A 20,612-nucleotide genomic window follows, 5' to 3' on the forward strand; every position below is an offset into this window, starting at 1 on the left:
TGCAAATGCAGCAATCAGAGCAGTTTTGCCAGCATTCTGGCGAAATACCGCAGCTTGGCGTTGTGCGCGTCACCGCTGTCCTCCGCGAATTTCATCTCTGCAATGTCGAACAGCAAACAGCCGCAGTGTCCCGGCTGTGTCGGAAAGCAGATGATTTTCAGATAGGTGTCGATCTCCGGGCTGTGGTCGATCAGCTCGAGCGTTTCACCGTAGAGTGCAGCACGCTCGTAGCTTTTCAGCCACTTGCTGTCCATGTTGGGAAACACGCTGCGGAACGAGCGTCCGAGCAGCTCGTGCAGCGGCACCTTTTCCAGCCACGCAAGCGCGGGATTGGCATATCGAAAAATCCAGTCAACAGCGTTTTTGTCCTCATCGAGTACCATTTCGATATCGGTGAATGCAATCGGCAGCGCATCGAAGCAGCGATACTGTGCGTGCAGCTCATCATCGGGCATAGGCGGCGTTTCGCTGTCCAGCGTGCCGATCAGCCGAGCACGCTTTTCGGCCAGTGCGGCGGTCAGCTCCTTTTTGCGGCGGGCCACATAGCCGAGCCGTTCGCCGTTGTTGAGGTTTACTTTGTCCGTAATGTCGTGTATCGCCATCACCGATACCAGCCGGCTGCGGTGCACCTTGAGGAACGAGTCGCCCAGTGTGCTTTCCAGTCGTTCCAGCGTGATCAAACTCTTGTAGACCTTACCGTCGGAGGTTTCAAGCATAAATATTGCTGTTCGCATAATATTAATGCTTATTCGACATATAAGAGCCGGCGGAGAACTGCTGTCCGACAACACCATTCTTAGTACACCGTTCTTGTGGAACTTGTAAATCATCCCAAAACATGAGGGGGAAGGGGACAGACGAATAGTACAGGGAGTGTCCCAGTTAAAGAAAATCGAAAAAAGGAAAATGGGACAGCTGCATTGGGGGGAAGGGAAAATCCACGGGTGACAGGGATAAACAGAAAAAAACAGAGCGCACAGCCGAAAATATGGCTGTGCGCTCCGTTTTTTGTTATAGTGCTGCCGCAGAAAAGCGTTACTTGCCTACCAGATTGTGAAACCTCGTCAGCATAGCAGCAACTTCTGCGCGGGTAGCGGTGCCGGTCGGGTCAAGAACGGCATTTCCCTTGCCGGTTACAATGCCGTTTTCGATTGCCCAGCACATTGCATCCTTTGCCCAGTCGTGTACGGCGTTTCGGTCGGCAAAGCCGTTCAGCACGTCTGCACTGCTGGCGGAAGCCTGTCCGTTGTGCTGCGCCATGCGGTATAGCATTGCGGCAAGCTGCTCGCGGGTAATGCTGTGCGCGGGCGCATAGGTCGTTGCATCCAGACCGGTCACAATGCCGTTTTCGGCGGCCCATGCAACCGCATCCGCGTAGTACATGGAGGATTCCACATCGGCGAAGGTGCTCTTCGGTGCCTTGGGACTGCCTGCCATGCGGTACAGTACGGTTGCCAGCATGCCGCGGGTGGTCGTGCCCTGCGGCGTGAACTGACTGTTTCCGGTACCGTTCATCCAGCCGCAGTCCACTGCGGTATCTACGACGTCGTGGTACCATGCGTCCAGCGGAACGTCGCTCATCTCGTGGGTCGGGCAGATGATACCGCCAGGACAGGAGGTGCTGCTGTCGGTAAATACCGGTTTGACGGTCACCTTGCCGTCCGGCATGGTAAATTCGTAGTGCGCGGCGTCCTTGCGGGTGAGGGGAAGGGCGTTGCCCTTCTCATCGGTCACGGTCAGACCGGAAAGCCGCTTGCCGCTGTTCGGCTTGATCGTAAGCGTTACCTTGGTATCGGGCTTGGCGTTCGAGTCGGACGGAGATACAGCGCCGTTTTTGCTGTTTTCCACGGTAATGCGTTTGTCCTCCGCCGGAGCGGTACCGCCACCGGTGCCACCGCCGCCGCCGCCGGAGGTACCGCCGGTGCTCTTAAAGCTTGCGCTGACGGAAACCGCTGCCGCATCGACCTTGTAAGTGCCGCCCGGCTGCTTGGTCGCGCCGGAAACGGTCAGCTTATCGAGCGTGTAGCCGGTTGCCGGATCTGCGGCAATGGTGAGTATATCGCCTGCCGCCAGCTTTGCGCCGTCTGTCAGAACGGTGTCGCCCAGCTTGACCGTCAGTGTGCCGTTTTGCGGTGCGGTAATGGTCAGAGGAACCATCGAATAGATGTCGGCCTTAAACGTGATAGTGCTGATAACCTTTTCCATGCGGATGCTCCAACTGCCGTCTGCCTGCAATGCGCAGCGCGTTACCGTACCGCCTTGGAAATCGAGGTTGCGGATCAGATATCCATCTGCGGGGCGCATTGCAAATTCGATCGTGCCGCCTTTGCGAATCTGACGTTCCGTGCCGTAATCATGGGGTGTTCTGGAACTCGTGTGGAAGGTATACGTTGCGTTGTCGGCAGGCAGATCAAACAGCGTTACATTTTCAAAATCCACCTGCACCTTGCTGTTTTCGGTCGGAGTGAGCGTGAAAGTGTTGGAGAGCTCATCTGCTGCCGTGTCGTTTACCGTCCACGCCTGAACCATCTTACCGGAATCCGGTGCGGCGGTCAGCGTCAGCGGAGCGCCCTTGGGTACCTGAATGCCGCCGGAGGCGTCAATGGTCGTACCATCCGCGCGTTTAACGGTCAGCTTGCCGCCGTCACCGCAGACGGTCGTAAGCGTCACCATCTGGCTGACGCCGAATGCTGCGTCAATGGTGTGGTCCTTCGTCACGTTGTTCAGGTTGAGTGTCAGCGCGTTGCCTTCTGCCGTGCCATCCAGCGTCCAGCCGGTCAGATATGCGCCGCTGCTCGGCTGTGCGGTGAGAACAACCGCCGCATGGTGCGGAACGGTCAGCTTGCCGCCAGTAATAGCAACGTCTGCACCGTTTACTTTGGCAGAAACCGCGCCACTGCCGCTGATATTGACGGTGACGGTGTGTGTCGGAATCGGCACAAAGCGGACGTAAACCGAGGTGTTGCCGGTCAGCGGGTCAATGACATAGGTTGTGCTTTCCGCCGTACCGATGGCAGTAATGCCTGCCGCGTCTGCGTACCAGTTTTCGACCATGTAACCCGTATCGGGTACTGCCGTAAACGCAACGCGCGTGCCGGATTTTGCCTTGCCGTCTGCGTCCGGACCGGAAACCGTCAGCGTGCCGTTATCCGCGTCGCTGGTCGGGATCACGCCGTAGGTCACGGTGTATTCCGCGTCCGCGATTTCGTAGCACGCAATGATTTCGGTGTCCTCGGTGACGGTCAGGGTGTAGGTCGTTGCATCGGTTTTGTGCATCGTGCTGTTTACCTTCCAGCCGATGAAGGTGTAGCCGCTTGCCGGTGCGGACGCGGTGAACTTGATTTCCGTATCACCCTTGACCATATCGCCGCTTGGCAGCGATTTATCATTCGTAATGCCGCCGCCGGTCTGCGCCGAGAAGGTCACTTCGTAGGATTTGCGCTCAAGCTTTACGCGGATATCCGCGCCTTGTGTTGCCGAAACGTCACAAGCGAGGCTGTTGCCGGTATACGGCTTGCCGTTTTGCTCGTAAACGGCGCCGTTCAGCGTCCAGCCTGCGATTTTGTAGCCGTCACCCAGATTTTCGACCGTTACGGTCAGCTTGCCCTCGGCGGTGACGTTGTTGCCGCTGGCAATGGCATCGGGTTGACTCATGCCGGCACGCAGGAAGGCGGCGGACAGGCTTGCGCCATGACCGGTGTCGCTGTCTTCGGCAATGCCGAAGGTAACAGCACTGCTGATCTCGGTGAACTGCACCTTGACCTCGTGTGCGGTATCGCTATCCGTGATGTTGAGCGTCGGCGCGCCTGCCTGCTCCTTGCCGTCCAGATACCATCTCTGCACCTTGTAGCCCTGATTGGGCTGTGCGGTGAACGTAACCTCCGAGCCGCTGAGAACTTCATTGCCGCTCCGGAGCGGGGTATTCGTGCCGTTGCGGGTCGCTACAGCGGAAAGTGTGCCGTTTTCGCCGGAATTGTCGTCCTCCGGCGTGGTATCCACAACCGAGAAGGTAATTTTCGCGGTCGGGATTTTCTCAAACACAACGGAAACAGTCAGGTCATCGGTCATGCCGTTGGTTTTGTCTGGCGTGTAGGTGTATTTTTCCTTGTCCGAATTTGTGATTGCCGTACCGGAAACGGACTTGCCGTTGACCGTCCAGGCTTTCACGCGATAGCCGCTCTTCGGCTGCGCGGTGAAGGTCAGCACGTCCTTGCTGTCGCAGGGCAGATAGAAGCTGCTGCCGGTATGCGAGTCGCAGGTCAGCGTGCCGTTTTCACTTGCCGAAAGCGTGATTTTCGGCTGCTGACGGAAGGTTACGACCAGAGCGGCGTTGCCGTTCAGCAAGGGGATTTGATAGGTACCGCTTGCGGTCGGCGCAACGGCGTTGCCGTTCAGCTTCCAGCCGGCAATCTCATAGCCGGTGTTCGCCTTGGCGGTGAACTGAATGGTTGAGCCTTGAAGCTGGCTTTCGCCGCTCGTCAGCGCACCTGCGCCCAGCTTGACCGCCGATACCGTACCTGCCACATCGGTGATTGCGGAGCCGTCCGCCATCTTGCCCTGAAAGGCTACGGTATAGCGGTTGAGTGCGGTGCATTTTACAACGAAGGTGGTGTTCTGGCGCAAATCATGCAGCGCCATGACGCGGTTATCGGTGCTGAGCGTGCCTGCTGTGTCAGGTGTTGCCGTCCACGAATCCACCAGCAGACCGTCCGGCGGCGTTACGGTGATGACCGGATTTTCACCGGTGTGTGCCGTATCGGTGAATACACCGTTCATGCCGGTCAGCTCGGTGCCGCCGACCGAGACTTTTGCGCCGGTCAGCGGATTGCCGTCATTGTCCACCGGCTTAATGGTCACAACCGGCTGGCTGTTTGCGACAAAATATACGGTTACTGTCACATTCTCGGTGAATTTATCGAATGTATAAGTGCTGCCGGTGTAATTGTGCGTGCCGTCTGCGGTTTTGAGCGTTTCGCCGTTGACCTCCCAGCGATCGACCGCATAGCCGTCCTTGGGCTGCGCCGACACGCGGATGGTCTGACTGTAATTGACGTTTCCGCCCGAGATAAACGCACTGCCGAGTGCACCGTCCGTCAGGTAATTCGCGGTCACGCTGCCGATGGCGGTGCTGTCGGCTTTGTACGTCAGCGTGCTCGTACCGGCGGTGAAATTCACGGAAACATCTACGTCTTCGCTCAAACTGTCAATCGTGTAGCTGATGGCATTGTAGTAGGAGTCGCCCTGACCTGCAAGGTAGGAATCTCCAACCTTCCAGCGACTGACGGTGTAGCCTGCCTTGGGCTGTGCGGTGAACGTCACCTTGCTGCCTTTGGGCAGGCTGCTGCCGCTGGAAACCGGAAGCATTGCGCTCGCGGCATCCGCCTGATAGGTGATGGAAACCGTGCCGTTGGTATCGCCCTTGGCGTTTACGGTGTAGCTTTCGCCGGAAAGCGTGTAAACCGCGTTTTTCAGCAGGATATTGTACTTCTCCTGCAAGGATTGAATCTTTTGCGAATCCTTTAGCGCGATATAGATCGGGTATTCACCCGGCAAAGCTGCGGAAACGCCTTCGGAGGTCAGCGTGTAGTCCGTGTCTGCCGTTAGGGTGTCGTTGTCCCATGCCGCCAGACCGGAAACCTTTGCGGCGGCAGGCGTGCGGGTGTCGTTCAGCGCCTTGCTCGTATCGGCAGCGGACAGCGTGAGCGTGCCCTTGCTTACGATAATAACCTTGGAATCGGTAAGATTCTGACAGGTTGCGGTAATGCGGTAGTTCGTCACCAGTTTGGGCGTAAATACGCCGTTTTCGAGGGTATAGTCTGTGGCGGATACTGCCGAAACGTACTTGCCGCTTACCAGCTTTTCCACCGTATAGGTAGCTGCGACATTCTGCGAAGTGCCCTTTTGACTGGTCAGCGTTGCGGCGAGATTTGCGCTCTCGCCGTAGGTGACGTTCGCGGGTGCGGTCAGCGACAGCACCGAGCGGTTTTGCTTGTTCAGCACGAAATAGACATTCACAGACGCGGTGCTCGGCGCGTAGACGTCATCGCCGGAGTACATGGCGGTGATGGTTGCCGCGCCTTCGCCCTTGGGGGCAAATTTATCGAGAAGTGCGGTGAACTTGTCCTGGCTTTCGCTGACAGGTACGGTAAGGGTCTGTCCCTCAATGCCCGCACCGGAAATGATAAAGGTGACGGTGCCGGTCATGCCGGTCGGCTTGCTGCCGTTTTCCCATACCGAGGCGGTCAGCGGATATTGCTTACCGGTGATATTTTCGGTTTTCGTGTTCGTGCCGGTGGTTTCGGTCGCCTGATAGACCGGTGCCAGCGTGTTGACGTCCGTTCTGCCGACAAGAGTGCTCGCATAGCGCAGCGTAAATGGCAGGTAGGTCGTGCCGCTGTCCTTGGTGTACAGATATGCGATTTCGCCGTTTCCGTTCGCCTCGTAGAAGGTGTAGCCGGAATACGCGCTGTCGGTCGGCTGGAATTTGTGTACAGCGGTGTACGATACGCCATTATAGGGAATAGAGGTGCTGTCACTGACCGGATTGCCGAGCGCCAGCGTTTTCGTATCGGTTTTGCCGTCTGCGTCCGTTACGGTGAGGATCGCCTGCGGTCCTTCGGATTGAATATCCAAAGCGCTGCCGATTTTGTCGGCGGAAAGCACCGTGTCCTTATCCAGCAGACCATTGGTAAGCGTCGGCGGGGTACCGTTATAGGCGTAATACGCCGCACCGTCAAACCAGAAAAATTGGTTACCGCCAGAGAGCAGGGAATAGGTCTTATCACCGCTCGTCAGCGTTACCGCCTTCTGACCGGTGACAGTGGTTCCCTCACTGGTCGTCAGCGTGCCGCCGGACAGCCAAACGGTGTCGTCCTTCGGTGTGATTTGAATGCTGGTCGGCACGCGAGAAACGTCCAGTGCTGCGGATTTGGTGTACAGCGAACGGTTTCGCACATACACGCGGCAGCGGTATGCATAGCCGTTCATCTCCTCCGCAGCGGTGATGGTGAGCGATGGGCCGTCCGCGCCGGAAACACCGGTGCTGTTTTTCAGTTCGCGCCACTGCGACTTGCTGTCGGTCGTTTTCACCTGCCACTGATAGCTGACCGGCTTGGCGCCGCTGTCATCGGTGTAGGTTGCGGCGGCGGTGAAGGTCGCAGTTTTACCTGCGGCGGTCGAGGCGTCCTCCGGGTGGGTGGTGATCTCAAAATTCGCCGTACCGTTCAGCGTAGTAGCGTAGGCGATTGGGCTGTCGATACTGCTGCCCTTGGTTGGACTGACCGCGCGTACGCTGAACCGGTAATCGGTGTTGGCATCGAGGTCGGTCACCTGATACTGTGTTACCGTATAGGGGACTGTTGCGATCTTGTTGTATTCGCCATGCTGGTCAATCATGCTGATCTCGTAATATGCCGCGCCGCCGCTGGATTCCCATTCCAAATCCACCGTGCTGGTGCTGACCTCGGTAACGGTCAGATTCTGGGGCATTCTGGGTGGCTGCGTGACGTTTTTGACCTCATAGCCAACGATCCAGACCGGCGTTCCGTCAAGCTGCGCATTGTTGACGATCAGCTTCCAGTCGAAGCCGTACTGCGTTGCCTCAGCGGGCAGGGAATCGACTGTACCGGAGAACGCCGTTCCTTCCGCGCTGGACTTGCTCCAGCCGCCGCCTGCGCCGGTGCTGCCGGTCACGCCGACATAGCCCTTATTGCCGAGCAGTGCGCCGCCGCCGCCAACCTTGTAGTTCAGCTCCAGATTAAAAGCGTGGCTGTGTTCTTTGCCGGTCGTCTTGGTGATCTCCTGCGTGGTATCGGCAGTGGTGCTGCTTGCGCCCGTGTGCGCATAGGCACCGTTAAAGGTAAACTCGCGCGTACCGGCGGGTTGATTAGCATAGGTTTCCGGTTCACCGGGCGTGGAGTAAAGCAGATTGCCGGAAATCGGCTCCAGCCCCTTGGTTTCCGCGGCGATCTCGTCATAGCTTTCCACATCGAGCACCGCAACGGTTGGATCGAGCGCTGCGGGCAGGATGGTAGTGCTCCACTGCTTACTGCCCGGGTCGTACATCTCATAAATATAGTACTGATACGGTATGGTGTACACAACAGCCATATCGCCGCCGCCTGCCTGCGCGTTGTAGGTGACGGAGTGCTCGATTTCGGTCGATTCTGCGTAGTCATAGCTGTAGCTTGCGGACAGCTCAACCTCGTATTCGCCGCCGGCGAGCGCCTGTACCTCGAGCGAGTGATATACGCCGAGCGCCTGCGAAACGCTTGCGGTTTTGGTGTCGCCGGTGGATTTGCTTGTGCCGTAGGCGGTGCCGCCGTTGCCGATGTAGTCATACGTTTCGTTGAGGTCGGCAAAGTACGGTGTCGCCTGCAGGACTGCGTATACCTCGGGATTGGTGTATACCGTATAGTCGGCAACGTAGCGCATGGTGATCGAGTCGTTGCCGAAATCCGGCAGTGCCAGACTGACGAACGTGCCCGTATTGTCGTTGCGGCGGCTGGATTCCGCGATAACGCCCTCCTGCGTGCTGAAGAACATATGGTTTTCGGTATAATCGGACGCGCCGCTCTTTGCGCCGGTCAGATATGCCGCACCGAGGTCCATCCAGTAGTAATCATCGCTGCCGTTGACCGGCTCCTTGCGGTGTACGCCGGCAACATAAACGAAGGATTCGCGCCATTTGTTGTCCTGATTTACCGCACTTTGGCCGGATGGGTTACTATCCACTACGCCCGCCTGCACATCGCTGATCCAGACCTGTTCCTTGGCCTTGTTCTTGCCGTTGATGTTGACCTGCGAGGTGCACACGCTGACGGACGAAAGCTGGGTCGTGATACCGCCGGTAGTGTCAAAATCGTAGATTTCTCCGCCGAGCAGTACCTCATCGTTGCTGTTGTTTGCACCGATGCCCTCCATATCCGCGCAGCCGAGCGCGATAGGCGCATGGACCGGACGGTAATAGTCCTCATTCGGGTCATCAATGTAGCTTTGCGCGATTTTCTTGCCGCTGTCACCGAGTGCCTGTGTGCGGTACTCGGACAGCTTAAACTTTTTCGACTGCGGATCGTAGTAGGCAAAGCGGTACGCAGCGGTCGTATACATGCCGGAGTCGTGCGCGGAAGAGGCGTTATTGCTCTGATAACCCGCTGCGATGAGCACCGTACCGGTGATGCCGGTATCCGGCAGGGAGAACGTGCCGAACGCGCAGTTTGCGGATACCATCGCCTGCTTGCCATCGGCAAGCGATACGGTATCCAGACCGCTGACCGGCGTGAGCGTGCCGGATTCCTCGGTGAACACGGTCAGGTGCGCCGCCGAGGACACATTGCTGTTGTCGGTCGGTGCGGACGCGGTAACGGCGATCTCCTCCTTGCCGTCGCGGTCAAGGTCGCCGCCGGCAAGCGTCACGACCGGGATTTTCTCGATCTGCCACTGCCACTGCGTTGCCTGCTGATACGAGGATGATTTACCGGCATTGATTTTTAACTCGTCAATGCGTTTCATGGAAGTGGTGTTGAATACATCCACATAGGCGTAGCGCATGCCGTTTTCGTCTTTCCAGCGTCCGGCGTAGACGAACAGCTCGTCCTTGCCGTCGCCGTTCATATCTGCCGCGGCAACGTCCATGATGGCGTCCATTTCCTGCACGTAACGGCGGGTGAAGTACGCCATGCCGTCGCCGTAGGTCATTTCTGCGGTAGCGGTCGGGGAGAGCGTACCGGCAGGGGAACGCTTGCCGTTATCGTCTACCTTAAACAGTGCGAGTTCGAATTTACCGTCGTACTTTTTGCTGCCGATGGTGGTTTTTTCGCCGCGACCGTAAGCACGAAGCTCGGCAACGTAATTATCCTTGCCGTCGTCCTTGTTGAACGCGGTGCTGGTGGCATAAATGCCGGAAAAGTCGTTATTGTTGTAATCGGTCAGGTTGCTGCTGTTTGAGCTGAGCTTGCTGGCGTAGGTGTTGCCGTATTTGCCCAAGCCGAGCCCGTAGCCGTTGACGGCATAGCGGATATATGCGCCGTCCAGATTGCCCTGCACATTGCTCTTGTTGTCGCCGTCCCATACAGCGGAATCGCGGTTGTTGGTCTCCATGCGGTCGAAGCCGTCCCGGATGAGGTAGCGGTTCGCCTGCGAACCGCTCGCCGCAACATAGACCTCGCTGGCGGTGAACGCCTGCGAAACGTGCTTCTTGCTGTACGGCGCTGTCAGAGACGCGCCCTTGTCCTCGGCATTGAGCGACAGACCGAGCGCCGCATAGGTGCTGCTGTCGATCTCGCGCTCCGGTGTATTGGCTGCCGCTGCCTTTGGCAGTACGATCTGCGGCAGCATTGACAGCAGCAGCGCCGCTGTCAATGTCAAGCTGATCCCTCTTTTGTATTTCATTCTGTTATGCCTCCTTTATTGTATTCTGGCTGCTGCCGCAGCAGGCGGATGAGCTCCTGTGTGATTTGATTGGGTGGGACGGTATCGGGCGGTCCCACGGGATAGAAGTGTACGCCGAGTCGCCGCGCTTCTGTGGAAAACTCGGGTCGGCGGCACAGCCACAGTATGCGCTCTCTGGGCAGATGACTGCACAGAAAATCGCACGCGGTCAGTCCTGCCGCGCCTTGATAACCGACTACCGCCAGCCGGATCGGTACGCCGTCCCGCAGGGCATAGGCAAGCCGAACGTCGCCGCGCCGGTCGGGTGCATCGGCAAAATACAGCACCGGACAGCCACACGCCTGTTCTGCTGCGTGGAATTGCTCGCGGTCGATGCCGCAGCAGGCAATATTCATGCAGATTCCCTCCTCATGGTGTTGATCGCGCTGCGCAGTGCCGCGGTTGAAGCATCGCGCAGCAGGAATGCCGTCACGCGATATCGGAACGCGAACACCGCGTATTCCATCTCATCTGCAATCCAGAGGATAGGCAGCAGCGGCGCCCGCTGCCGCAGCTCGCGTACCGCTGTCAGACCGTCCGGACCATCCAGTGCCACAACTGCCGCATCGTAGGCGGCGGTGCAGCCGGAGAGCGCGGAAAGCGCGTTGAATTCATCAACCGGCAAAGGATCTTCGGGAACAGCAGCGCACAGCCGCGCCTCCCACAAGTCACCGTCCAGATATCGTGCCAGCAGTGCCAGATGCATATGTTCTCCTCCTCATCAGTACGCAAAATTGACTCACAAATCGCTCTTGTTCAATTATGCGGGATTGCCATAAAAAGCCGGACTCCGTATCGAGTATGGCTGATTATAGTAAACTACGCTGTCCCGCCCGCGGCAAGCGGTTTTACCGAACGGCTGCTTTTAGCGACCAAACGGTTGCTCGACCGCGTTGTTTTTGTGCTATAATAAAAATGGAATAGTTTATTCAGGAGGCGTTGTATGCTGCGTATCGCAATTATAGATGATCTGTCCGCCGACCGCGCGGTTCTGCGGGAGGCGCTCGAGCGGGAGCTTGCACCGCGCGGCGCTGCGTTCACCATCGAGGAGTTTGCCTCCGGCGAGGAATTTACCGCCGCGTTCGTGCCCAGACGGTATGACGCCGCATTTATTGATATTTACATGGGCGAGGTCAGCGGCATGGAGGTCGCGCGGCTGCTGTATCACCGCGACCCGGCTTGCCGGATCATTTTCCTTACCACCAGCCAGGAATTTATGTTGGAAAGCTATGCGGTGCGCGCCACCTACTATTTGGTTAAGCCCTTTGCCGAGGAGCGCCTGCGGCAGGCGTTGGATTTCTGCTTTCCTGCGCCCGATCCGTCCGATCTTTTGACTGTACCCACCAAAAGCGGCGTGCAGATGCTTTCCCGGCGGGAGATTGTGTGCATCGAGTCGATCGCACGGCGTGGCGTGGTGCGCCTGTGTGAGTACAGTATTGAGAGTGCAGCGACCTTTGCCGAACTGACCGCGCCGCTGGAGACGGACAACCGTTTTCTCGGCATCGGGCGCGGTATTTTAATCCAACTCGGGCATGTAGCCGCGCAGGAGGGCAGTGATTTTATTATGGATAACGGACTTCGTCTGCCGATTGCGCGGCGCTGCCGCAGCGAGGTGCTGCGCAGCTTTCAGGCGTTTGCCCTGCGGGAAATGGAGAGGGGATTATGAGAGCATATGCGAAGCTGATTTTGCCGCTGCTGTGCGCGGCAGCGTGTACCGGCGCGGCATTGGCGTACGAACTGCCGGACCTGCCGGAGCACGGCGCGGAGCAGCCGCCTGCTGTTGCGGAAAATCAGCCTGCCGATACGGAAACCATCGAGGAAACGCCGGAAGTATCGGACGAAAATGAGGAAAACGGCGCGATTCAACCGACAGAACCCGACATGGACAGCGGCTTTTTGATCGAGCCCGAACCGGAACCCGAACCGTCCGAACCCACGCCCGAACCGGAACCGGAAACCATCGTGCTGACGCGCTTCGACACACAGGTGAATGTTGACATAGCCGCGATTGCCTGCGGAGATGCGGACGCGCTGCACGCCTTTTTCCGTGATGCGAGAGACGGCTTGTGCGGCTATGATGCGGATGGCACACCCTATGACTTTTTCACCGGAGCGTGGGAGCTGTCGGCGGTCGATTGGAATACGCCCGGCGTGTATGATGCTGTGGCGCCGCTGCTTTTGGTTGATGGGGAGGACAGAGCGTGCTTTTCGCTTGCCGAGGGCGTGGAAGCGCCGATGATTCGCTGTCGCGTGAGCGTACAGCAGACCGGAAAGCCGGAGATCGGTGAGTTTATCACGGCACGCGGTCAGATGATTTTTCCGTGGGTGCTGACCGAGGAGCAAAAGGCGCAGCGCGACCGGTTCACGGTATGGCTTAAGCGGGAAAACGGTACATGGGAGGCGCTGACGCGCGGGATTTCGGTCGGGACGGACGCGCTGAAACTCTATCCGCAGACCTGCGGACTGACATCGGGAACGACCTGTGCATTGCAGGTGGAATATCCCGGAGGGCAGACCGGCATTCTGACCTTTACATACGACGTCGCTCCGCTCAAGCACGGCTACAGTGCGGGCAGCCGCGACGGCGGCGGTGAGGATACCTATCTGCCGGATATTATTCAGCCATCGCCCGGCGGCTCACATTCGGGCGGCTCGCACCATCGACCGAGTACCTCCGAACCGGCAGCAGGCGAGCCGGAAACGCCGTCCGAAGATGCCGCTCAAGCACCCGAGCCTGACCTGCCCGCAGACGATGAATCGGAGACGCCCGCAGCACCGGAGAAGCCGGAAACGGCAGTCCCCACCGTTCCTTTCATTGTTGCGCCGTCAAGGCTTGAGGACGAGGCAACGATACCGACGCCGCCGGTGCTGCGCGGTCAGACCGAGAGCCGACAGCCGGTGCAGCGGCAGCCCGCTGGCGCGCCGTCCGGCGAAGTCAAGCAGCCAGTTGCGGCGGAGCCGGCCGCGACTGTCCTTGAGCAGGACACCGCAGACGGTGCGGTGCTTTCCGGTACGCGCCTGCTGGCGCTGATCGAGCTGGACGAGCCGTTGACGCTGAATAAAAACGGTATTGCCTTTTCGCTTCCGGTCGATACGCTGCGGGCGCTGGAGCTGACCGATGCGGATACTCTTGCGGTTACGCTCACTCGATCGGCAGAGGGCAGAGCACAGGTGGAACTGCGGCTGAACGGAGAGAAGATCGACCTGCCGGACGGTATGACGCTGACGACCGATGAGGCAGAAGCACCTGCCGAACCGGAACAGAAGCTGCCGTTTGCAGCTGCAGGCGCGGCCGTGCTGGCGGCAGTTTTCGGTCTGTTGTGGTGGAGGAAACACCTGTGAGCCGGTTCTTTCGCCGTTTGCTGACGGCTTTGCTGGTATTTACGGCGGCATCTGCGTTCTGCCTGCTGTTGTACCACTATGACAACAAATATACGCAGTCTGCGCCGCAGGCAATCGCCGGAACGCTGTTCGTTTCTGAGGACGATTTGGCGGCGTATCCGGTGCGCAGCCTGTGGAACGGCTGGAATTTCTATCCCGATGTGCTGCTTTCCCCGAAAACCTGCGAAAACCGCGATAAAAGCACCGTTCGTTCCGTGCAGATTGGCGCATACAGCAATTTTGCTTTCGGCAGCACGGAACGGACGCCGCATGGCTGCGGCACCTATATGCTGACGCTGCTGCTGCCCGAAACGCCGCGGCAGTATTTGATCGAGCTGCCCGAGATCTTTTCCGCTTACCGGTTTTATATTGATGACGAACTGGTGCTCTCCGCGGGCGAGACGAACGACGAGCAGTACCGCTCGCGGCTGCAAAACCGTGCGGTCAGCTTTGAGGGCAGCGGCACGGTGCGCCTGCTGCTGGCGGTGCGAGATGAAAGCTGGATATACAGCGGTATGACCTATCCGCCGGCGTTCGGTACAGCGCTGGGCGTGAATACCCAGCGTGCGGTGCGCGTGTGCATCTCCGCCGCTATGCTGACACTTATGCTGCTGTTTGCGTCCTTTGCGCTGTGGCTGTGTCTCGGCTCCATGCGGTGCCCGCCCAATTCACGGCTGTTTCTGCTGCTGAGTCTGAGCGCGGCAGTGCTGCTGTCCGGTCCGGTCGTTCATGCGCTGAAGGCGCTGCCGGTGCAGCCTTGGTACGCCATCGAGCTGGTCAGCGGCTACCTGACCACGCTGCTGATCGTTCTGCTGCATGGACGTATTTGTGCGCTGCCGAATGCCGTGCGCAAGGCGGCGGTGCTGGTCTGTGCCGGCATATGTGGTGCGGCGCTGCTGTGCGGTGCGTGTGCCGCGCACCTGTCCGAATGGAATATCCGCGCATTTTCCGATTTGACGGTGCTGTTTCGGCTGGCGGTGACAGTCTATCTGCTCGGCTCGGCTCTCTATGCGGCGCGCCGACGGGAATGGCACGCCGGAGCGCTGTTCTGCGCGGATATTTTCTACGGCACGCTGTTTTTGTGGGACTGCCTGCTGCCTGCCTACGAGCCGATTCTCGGCAAATGGTTTTATGAATGGGGCTGCCTGCTGCTGGTGTGCGTGCTGGGCGCGGTGTTCTGGCAGGATATCGCACAGGGCTACCGACGCAGCCTGACCTTTACGGAGGAGCAGCGGCAGATGGCGCGGCAGCTTGCCATGCAGAAGGCGCATTTTGCGCAGATTTCGGAGAAGATTGAGGAAAGCCGCCGCCAGCGGCACGATTTCCGACAGCATCTGCGCACGATTGCGGGTATGGCGGGCGATCCGGAGGCGCAGCTTACGTATATCAGCCGCATTACTGCGCTGTCCGAAGCGACCCGACCGGAAAGCTACTGCCACGATCCGGCGGTGGATGCGATGCTGTACTATTATGTCAGCTCTGCGCGGCGCACAGGAATTCGGGTGTCGGTTCGCGCCGAGCTGTCCGAGGATACTGCTGCGTTCAGCGTGCAGTTCTGCACCATACTGGGGAATCTGCTGGAAAATGCGCTGGAGGCGTGCTGGAGACTGCCCGAAAGCACGGAAAAGTCCATCTGCCTGCACATGAAGCAGCAGTTTCGGCGGCTGTATGTGGTGCTCGAAAACAGCTATGACGGCGAGGTGAACCGGCGCGGCAGTGCGTTCCTTTCGCGCAAGCATGCGGGCAGCGGAATCGGAACCGCCTCGGTGCGCGAGCTGACTCGCCGTCTTGGCGGAACGGTGGAGTTCGAGCCGCGGGAAAGCATATTCCGCGTGGTGCTCATCCTGCCGGAACGTGCGGATGAAGAAGAATAACGAGGAAAATACCTGCTTGGACGTAGCCCCATGTCCTATTTGTGAAACAGAACAAGAACCCGATACCGTGCTTTACACCGTATCGGGTTCTTGTCATCTTCGTTATTCGCTGCGGCTCTCGGACTTACTCCTCGTTTTTCGGCTTTTTCTTCTTCGAGGCAGTCTGCGTGCGCAGATATTGATATGCCCACTGGCTGAAATACGGCGTTGCATTGAACAGATAGGTCGAGTTCAAATACGCGTCTACCAGTTCTTCAATGGTGCCCGGCCGATAGCCGTACATTCCCTGTTCCATACGCAGGCTGTACCCATCGTGCTTCGCCTCCAGACGCATGAACTTCTTTGTGTCTCGGTTTACTTTAGCAAGGCGGTTCAAATAGTCTTTCGCCTTGTCGAACTGGTTCTGCTTGTAGTACAGAATGGCCAGCGGAAGCAGCATCTGCGTTTCCTCATAAGCTCGCCAGAACTCGCCTTGAAATTCCTCGAAAATGCCATCTTCGTCCAACTGCTTCTCTGCCTGTTCCATCAAGCACTGCAACCCGGGCAGCTGTTCGTTCGGCTGCTTTTCGTGCTCCGCAAGCAGCAGCTCCAACTGCACGTCAATATTTTCCGGCTCGACTTCGACCGCTTTGTGCAGGTATTCCAGCCGTTTCTTCTTAGAGCTCGCCGCCTCCGCCAGCTCCAGATAATCGGATGCGTCTTCCGGCTCGGTCTGTTTCGGCTGCAGCCGGCTGTTGTGCTGCGACATAAAGGTTATCGCCAGACGATGCATACTGTCCTCATCAGTGATTTCGTCCTCATGCTCGCGCAGGAACTGCTGAAGCTCTCTTATCGTCTTTTCTGTATCTCTGCTGCGCATAAGCGGCACCTCATCTTTTCATTTTGCCGTTGGGTTCACTGTTTCTGCATCGAAACGGTGAAAACAGGTTATCCGCATATGGCTCTCCACACTGCCGTGATGTATAAGCTCTGCTCAGATGAGCGGTTTCTCACTCCGATGGAAATCTTCACTATAATTGAACAAGAGCGCTTTAATTGTGCGGTGTTTCCCAAGGTCTCTGCACAGGAAATGCACTGTGCAGGGACCTGCTGCTCTGCGTACATTTGAATCGGTGTACACAAAAGATATTGTCAATCTGCACAATTTGAAATACAGTGTTTTAAGCAAAGTGCCGTATTTGTAAAAAAAACTAAAAATTATCACCCCTAATGTGAAGATTGTGTGTTTTCTAATTTCGGCGGCTTTGATAAAATTATCACAAAGAAATGACACATGAGGAGGGAAGAGCAGCATGGAGTATGTACTGGAAATGAAAGATATCAGCAAGTCTTTCCCGGGCGTAAAGGCGCTTGATCATGTGCAGCTTCAAGTGAAGCCGGGCGAGGTTCACGCGCTGATGGGCGAGAACGGTGCCGGTAAATCCACCCTGATGAAAATTCTGATGGGCATTTACACCAAGGACGAGGGCGGCGAGATCATCTTCAACGGTCAGCCGTATCACGTTTCTAACCCGAAGGAAGCCATGGACCATGGTGTTGCCATGATCCATCAGGAGCTGAACCCGATTCTGGATATGTCCGTGTATGAAAATATCTTCGTCGGACGCGAGCTCCGCAAAAACGGTCTGGTCGATGCAAAGGCAGAGATCGCAGAAGCGGAAAAACTCATCAAGGAGTGCGGTCTGCACGTTTCCCCGAAGGAAAAGCTGCGCAACCTCACCGTTGCACAGTGCCAACTGATCGAGATCATCAAGGCAATTTCCATCAACGCCAAGGTCATTGTCATGGACGAGCCGACCGCCGCTATCACCGATCGTGAGGTCGAGCTGCTGTTCGAGCATATCCGCAGCCTGACGGCAAAGGGCGTTGCGATTATCTACATTTCGCACCGTATGGACGAGATCTTCTCCATCTGCGACCGCGTCAGCGTTTACCGCGATGGTCAGTACATCGGCTCGGGCGATACTAAGGATTTGGACGAGTCCCAGCTCATCAAGATGATGGTCGGCCGCGAAATCACCGATGTATTCCCCAAGCTGGATGCGGAGATCGGCGATGTGATCTTTGAGGCAAAGAACATCGTTCGCGCCGACAACAAGGTAAAGGACGTCAGCCTTTCGGTTCGCCGCGGCGAGATTCTCGGCATCGGCGGTCTGGTAGGCGCAGGCCGAAGCGAACTGGTAGAAGGCATCTTCGGTATGCACGAGCTGTCGCAGGGTGAGATTTTTGTCAAGGGCAAAAAGATCAAGGTCCACTCTCCGAAGGATATCATCAAGGAGGGCGTGGCCCTCATTACCGAGGACCGTAAGGTCACCGGTTTGAACCTCAGCGGTTCGGTAAACGACAATATCGCCATGGTAGCGATCAAGAAGCTGCTCAGCCATGGTCTTTATAACAAGGGCAAGGCACGCGCCGCTTCCATGGAGTACATCAAAAAGCTGAATATCAAAACTCCTTCCGGCGACCAGATCGCGGGCAACCTGTCCGGCGGCAACCAGCAGAAGATCGTTATCGCCAAGTGGCTGCTGAACGATCCGGACGTCATCATTCTCGATGAGCCGACCCGAGGCATTGACGTCGGCGCTAAGCGCGATATTTACCTGCTGCTCGGCAAGCTGGTGCAGCAGGGCAAGGCGGTTATCATGATTTCGTCCGAGATCCCCGAACTGATGGGCGTCTGCGACCGCATCATGGTAATGTGCGAAGGCAATCTCTCCGGCGAGGTGAAGCGCAACGAGTTCTCGCAGGAACGCATCATGACGCTGGCATCCGCGCTTGAAGTATAAAGGAAGGGGAACAACATGAAACAGAAAAATCTTAAAGGACTGATCAGTGAATACTTCATCTTCCTGATCTTTATCGTACTGGTCGTTGCGCTGACCATTCTGAAGCCCAGCTTCATCAGCCCGAACAACCTCGTCAACATCCTCAAGCAGGCTTCCATCAACGGCATTCTGGCGTTCGGCATGATGTTCGTCATTATTGCGGGCGGATTTGATATGTCGGTCGGCTCTACCGTAGCATTCACCGGCATTCTGGCAGCGCTGCTCGGCAAGGGTGACCTGCCGCTGATCGTGCCGCTGGTCGTTGCGATGCTGGCCGGTCTGGCAGTCGGCATGGTAAACGGCATCGGCGTTGCCATCGGCGATTTGCCCCCGTTTATTATGACACTCGGCTCGATGACGGCTGTGCGTGGTCTGGCGCTGCTGACCTCCAACGGCAAGCCGATCACCGGCATCAGCAAGGGCTACAAGGCGGTCGCTGCATCTTCTATCGCAGGCATTCCGATGCTGTCCATCTTTCTTGTAATCGTTATCATCATCTGTGCATTTGTTTTATCTAAAACGGTTTACGGACGACGTGTTTACGCTTGCGGCGGCAATCTGCAGGCAGCCCGCGTTTCCGGCATCAACACCACCGCGATCCGCATCTCCACATTTGCTATTGCAGGCCTGCTGGCTGGTCTGTGCGGCTTCCTGATGACCTCACGCGTTACCATCGGCCAGCCGACCGCAGCCGAGAGCTACGAGATGGACGCCATCACCGCGTGCGTAGTCGGCGGCGTATCCATGACCGGCGGCGTAGGCAAGCCGTGGGGCGTTGTCATCGGCTGTCTGCTGATCACCGTTATCGCAAACGGTCTGGATATTATGGGCGTATCGTCCCACTGGCAGAAGATCGTCAAGGGCGTTATCATCGTGGTAGCCGTTCTGATCGACGTAAAGGGCAAGACCAAGAAAAACTGATTTCCATTGTTGACTGTGAGGACCGCAGGAGCGTGCGAACGCTCCTCTCTCCTCCTATCATAACCACAACTTCTCTAAGGAGGAAAAAGAAAATGAAAAAGAGACTTCTCGCTATGCTGCTTACCGGTGCCATGACTCTGAGTCTGGCTGCCTGCGGCGGTACTTCCACCGGTTCTGATGCAGGAACCGATTCCGGTGCTGATTCCGGCAGCGATTCCTACAAGATCGCCCTCATCCAGCAGCACCAGACCAACGCATTCCAGATTGCCGTATCCGAGGCTGCTGAGGCCAAGGCTGACGAGCTGGGCGTTGACCTGACCATCCTGAGCGCTGATCAGGACGCTGCTACCCAGATCAGCCAGATTGAGCAGTGCGTATCCGAGGGCTATGACGCCATTCTGTTCGAGCCTGTTGATCCGGACGGCCTCGCGGATGCTGCAAAGTCTGCAGCTGATGCCGGTGTTGTTATGATCAACATCATCTCTGCCTGCACCGATTGGCAGGACAATGGCATCTCCGCTGTTTCCTACGGCAACAACGTAAAGGCTGGCGAAACCGAGATGGAGCAGGTTGCAAAGCTCCTCGGCGGCAAGGGCAACATCGCTATCCTGACCGGCCCGTCCGGCGACGCAGGCGGTCTGCAGCGTATGGAAGGCTACGAGAACATTCTGAAGAACTACCCCGAGATCAAGCAGGTCGTTGCTCCGGCTGACTGCCAGTGGGATACCGCAAGCGCACAGTCCACTGTTGAGAGCTGGCTGTCCGCTTACGATCTGGATGCTATCGTTTGTGAGAACGACGGCATGGCAGTAGGCGCCGGCAACGCAGCAGGTGCAAACTCCGGCATCGTTATCACAGGCGTTGACGGCACGCCGGACGGCTTTGAGGCTATTCAGGACGGCCGCATCACCGGTACCGTTTCTCAGAACGGCGGCGCTATGGCTGCAAACGGCATCGAGGCTGCTGTTAAGCTGCTCAAGGGTGAAACCCTCGACACCACCGAGATCGTAACCGACAACACCTGGATCGACTCCAGCAACGTAGGCGATTACGAGTAATCTCTCGGAAACACTTTGCAAATCCTTGCAAACAGTGTTATTATGAATAAGAAAAAGGGAAAACGGATACGTTTTCCCTTTTTCTTATCAACAAGCGAAATTCATTTTCCTAAAATTACCTTCAA

11 protein-coding genes are annotated in these 20,612 nt (G+C 57.3%); 6 read left to right on the forward strand and 5 right to left on the reverse strand.

The features are described 5' to 3' along the window. Positions 1-14: 14 nt before the first annotated feature. From PGY33_RS04370 to PGY33_RS04385, 4 genes are all read right to left on the reverse strand, one after another. Positions 15-716, reverse strand: coding sequence for a LytTR family transcriptional regulator DNA-binding domain-containing protein (locus PGY33_RS04370; protein WP_243022947.1), 702 nt, complete (start codon positions 714-716; stop codon positions 15-17). A gap of 319 nt (positions 717-1,035) precedes the next feature. Further along, entirely contained in the window at positions 1,036-10,389 is a 9,354-nt protein-coding gene (locus PGY33_RS04375; RefSeq protein WP_270477531.1) for an InlB B-repeat-containing protein, read from the reverse strand. Continuing rightward, positions 10,386-10,784, reverse strand: a complete 399-nt coding sequence (locus tag PGY33_RS04380) for a hypothetical protein (RefSeq protein ID WP_270477532.1) — start codon at positions 10,782-10,784, stop codon at positions 10,386-10,388. Before PGY33_RS04380 ends, PGY33_RS04375 begins: the two co-directional genes overlap by 4 nt. After that, positions 10,781-11,134 (reverse strand): hypothetical protein, encoded by a 354-nt coding sequence (locus tag PGY33_RS04385; protein ID WP_270477535.1) that lies wholly within the window; start codon positions 11,132-11,134, stop codon positions 10,781-10,783. The genes PGY33_RS04380 and PGY33_RS04385 overlap by 4 nt, the downstream gene beginning before the upstream one ends. A 237-nt stretch (positions 11,135-11,371) precedes the next feature. On the opposite strand from PGY33_RS04385, the gene PGY33_RS04390 reads away from it, so the two are divergent. The 3 genes from PGY33_RS04390 to PGY33_RS04400 are packed head-to-tail and all read left to right on the forward strand — an operon-like array spanning position 11,372 to position 15,683. Continuing rightward, complete coding sequence (locus PGY33_RS04390) at positions 11,372-12,094, forward strand: LytR/AlgR family response regulator transcription factor (protein WP_270477537.1); 723 nt, start codon at positions 11,372-11,374, stop codon at positions 12,092-12,094. Continuing rightward, positions 12,091-13,770 (forward strand): hypothetical protein, encoded by a 1,680-nt coding sequence (locus tag PGY33_RS04395; protein WP_270477538.1) that lies wholly within the window; start codon positions 12,091-12,093, stop codon positions 13,768-13,770. The genes PGY33_RS04390 and PGY33_RS04395 overlap by 4 nt, the downstream gene beginning before the upstream one ends. After that, positions 13,767-15,683: a sensor histidine kinase gene (locus tag PGY33_RS04400; protein ID WP_118481029.1), complete on the forward strand. Its 1,917-nt coding sequence runs from the start codon at positions 13,767-13,769 to the stop codon at positions 15,681-15,683. Before PGY33_RS04395 ends, PGY33_RS04400 begins: the two co-directional genes overlap by 4 nt. A 124-nt stretch (positions 15,684-15,807) precedes the next feature. Here PGY33_RS04400 and PGY33_RS04405 read toward each other — a convergent pair whose 3' ends face one another. After that, positions 15,808-16,542 carry a hypothetical protein gene (locus PGY33_RS04405; RefSeq protein WP_118481028.1) on the reverse strand — a complete coding sequence of 245 codons (735 nt, stop codon included), beginning with the start codon at positions 16,540-16,542 and terminating at the stop codon, positions 15,808-15,810. 433 nt (positions 16,543-16,975) lie between these two features. Between PGY33_RS04405 and PGY33_RS04410 the strand changes: the two genes are divergently transcribed. The 3 genes from PGY33_RS04410 (at position 16,976) to PGY33_RS04420 (ending at position 20,487) form a co-directional block, all read left to right on the forward strand. Next, the gene (locus PGY33_RS04410; protein ID WP_118481027.1) at positions 16,976-18,469 is read left to right on the forward strand and encodes a sugar ABC transporter ATP-binding protein; all 1,494 of its coding nucleotides are present in this window, start codon (positions 16,976-16,978) and stop codon (positions 18,467-18,469) included. Positions 18,470-18,484: 15 nt separating this feature from the next. Then, positions 18,485-19,429: an ABC transporter permease gene (locus PGY33_RS04415; protein WP_118360888.1), complete on the forward strand. Its 945-nt coding sequence runs from the start codon at positions 18,485-18,487 to the stop codon at positions 19,427-19,429. A gap of 92 nt (positions 19,430-19,521) precedes the next feature. Beyond that, positions 19,522-20,487, forward strand: a complete 966-nt coding sequence (locus PGY33_RS04420; RefSeq protein WP_118481026.1) for a sugar ABC transporter substrate-binding protein — start codon at positions 19,522-19,524, stop codon at positions 20,485-20,487. Positions 20,488-20,612: the final 125 nt, after the last annotated feature.

It is taken from the genome of Butyricicoccus sp. AF18-9LB, from assembly GCF_027684505.1.
GTDB classification, from domain to species: Bacteria; Bacillota; Clostridia; order Oscillospirales; family Butyricicoccaceae; genus Agathobaculum; species Agathobaculum butyriciproducens.

Bases quoted from the DNA above. Each gene is read 5' to 3' on its own strand.
- PGY33_RS04370 (WP_243022947.1), bottom strand. From the start codon at position 716: ATGCTTGAAACCTCCGACGGTAAGGTCTACAAGAGTTTGATCACGCTG.
- PGY33_RS04375 (WP_270477531.1), bottom strand. From the start codon at position 10,389: ATGAAATACAAAAGAGGGATCAGCTTGACATTGACAGCGGCGCTGCTG.
- PGY33_RS04380 (WP_270477532.1), bottom strand. From the start codon at position 10,784: ATGAATATTGCCTGCTGCGGCATCGACCGCGAGCAATTCCACGCAGCA.
- PGY33_RS04385 (WP_270477535.1), bottom strand. From the start codon at position 11,134: ATGCATCTGGCACTGCTGGCACGATATCTGGACGGTGACTTGTGGGAG.
- PGY33_RS04390 (WP_270477537.1), top strand. From the start codon at position 11,372: ATGCTGCGTATCGCAATTATAGATGATCTGTCCGCCGACCGCGCGGTT.
- PGY33_RS04395 (WP_270477538.1), top strand. From the start codon at position 12,091: ATGAGAGCATATGCGAAGCTGATTTTGCCGCTGCTGTGCGCGGCAGCG.
- PGY33_RS04405 (WP_118481028.1), bottom strand. From the start codon at position 16,542: ATGCGCAGCAGAGATACAGAAAAGACGATAAGAGAGCTTCAGCAGTTC.
- PGY33_RS04410 (WP_118481027.1), top strand. From the start codon at position 16,976: ATGGAGTATGTACTGGAAATGAAAGATATCAGCAAGTCTTTCCCGGGC.
- PGY33_RS04415 (WP_118360888.1), top strand. From the start codon at position 18,485: ATGAAACAGAAAAATCTTAAAGGACTGATCAGTGAATACTTCATCTTC.
- PGY33_RS04420 (WP_118481026.1), top strand. From the start codon at position 19,522: ATGAAAAAGAGACTTCTCGCTATGCTGCTTACCGGTGCCATGACTCTG.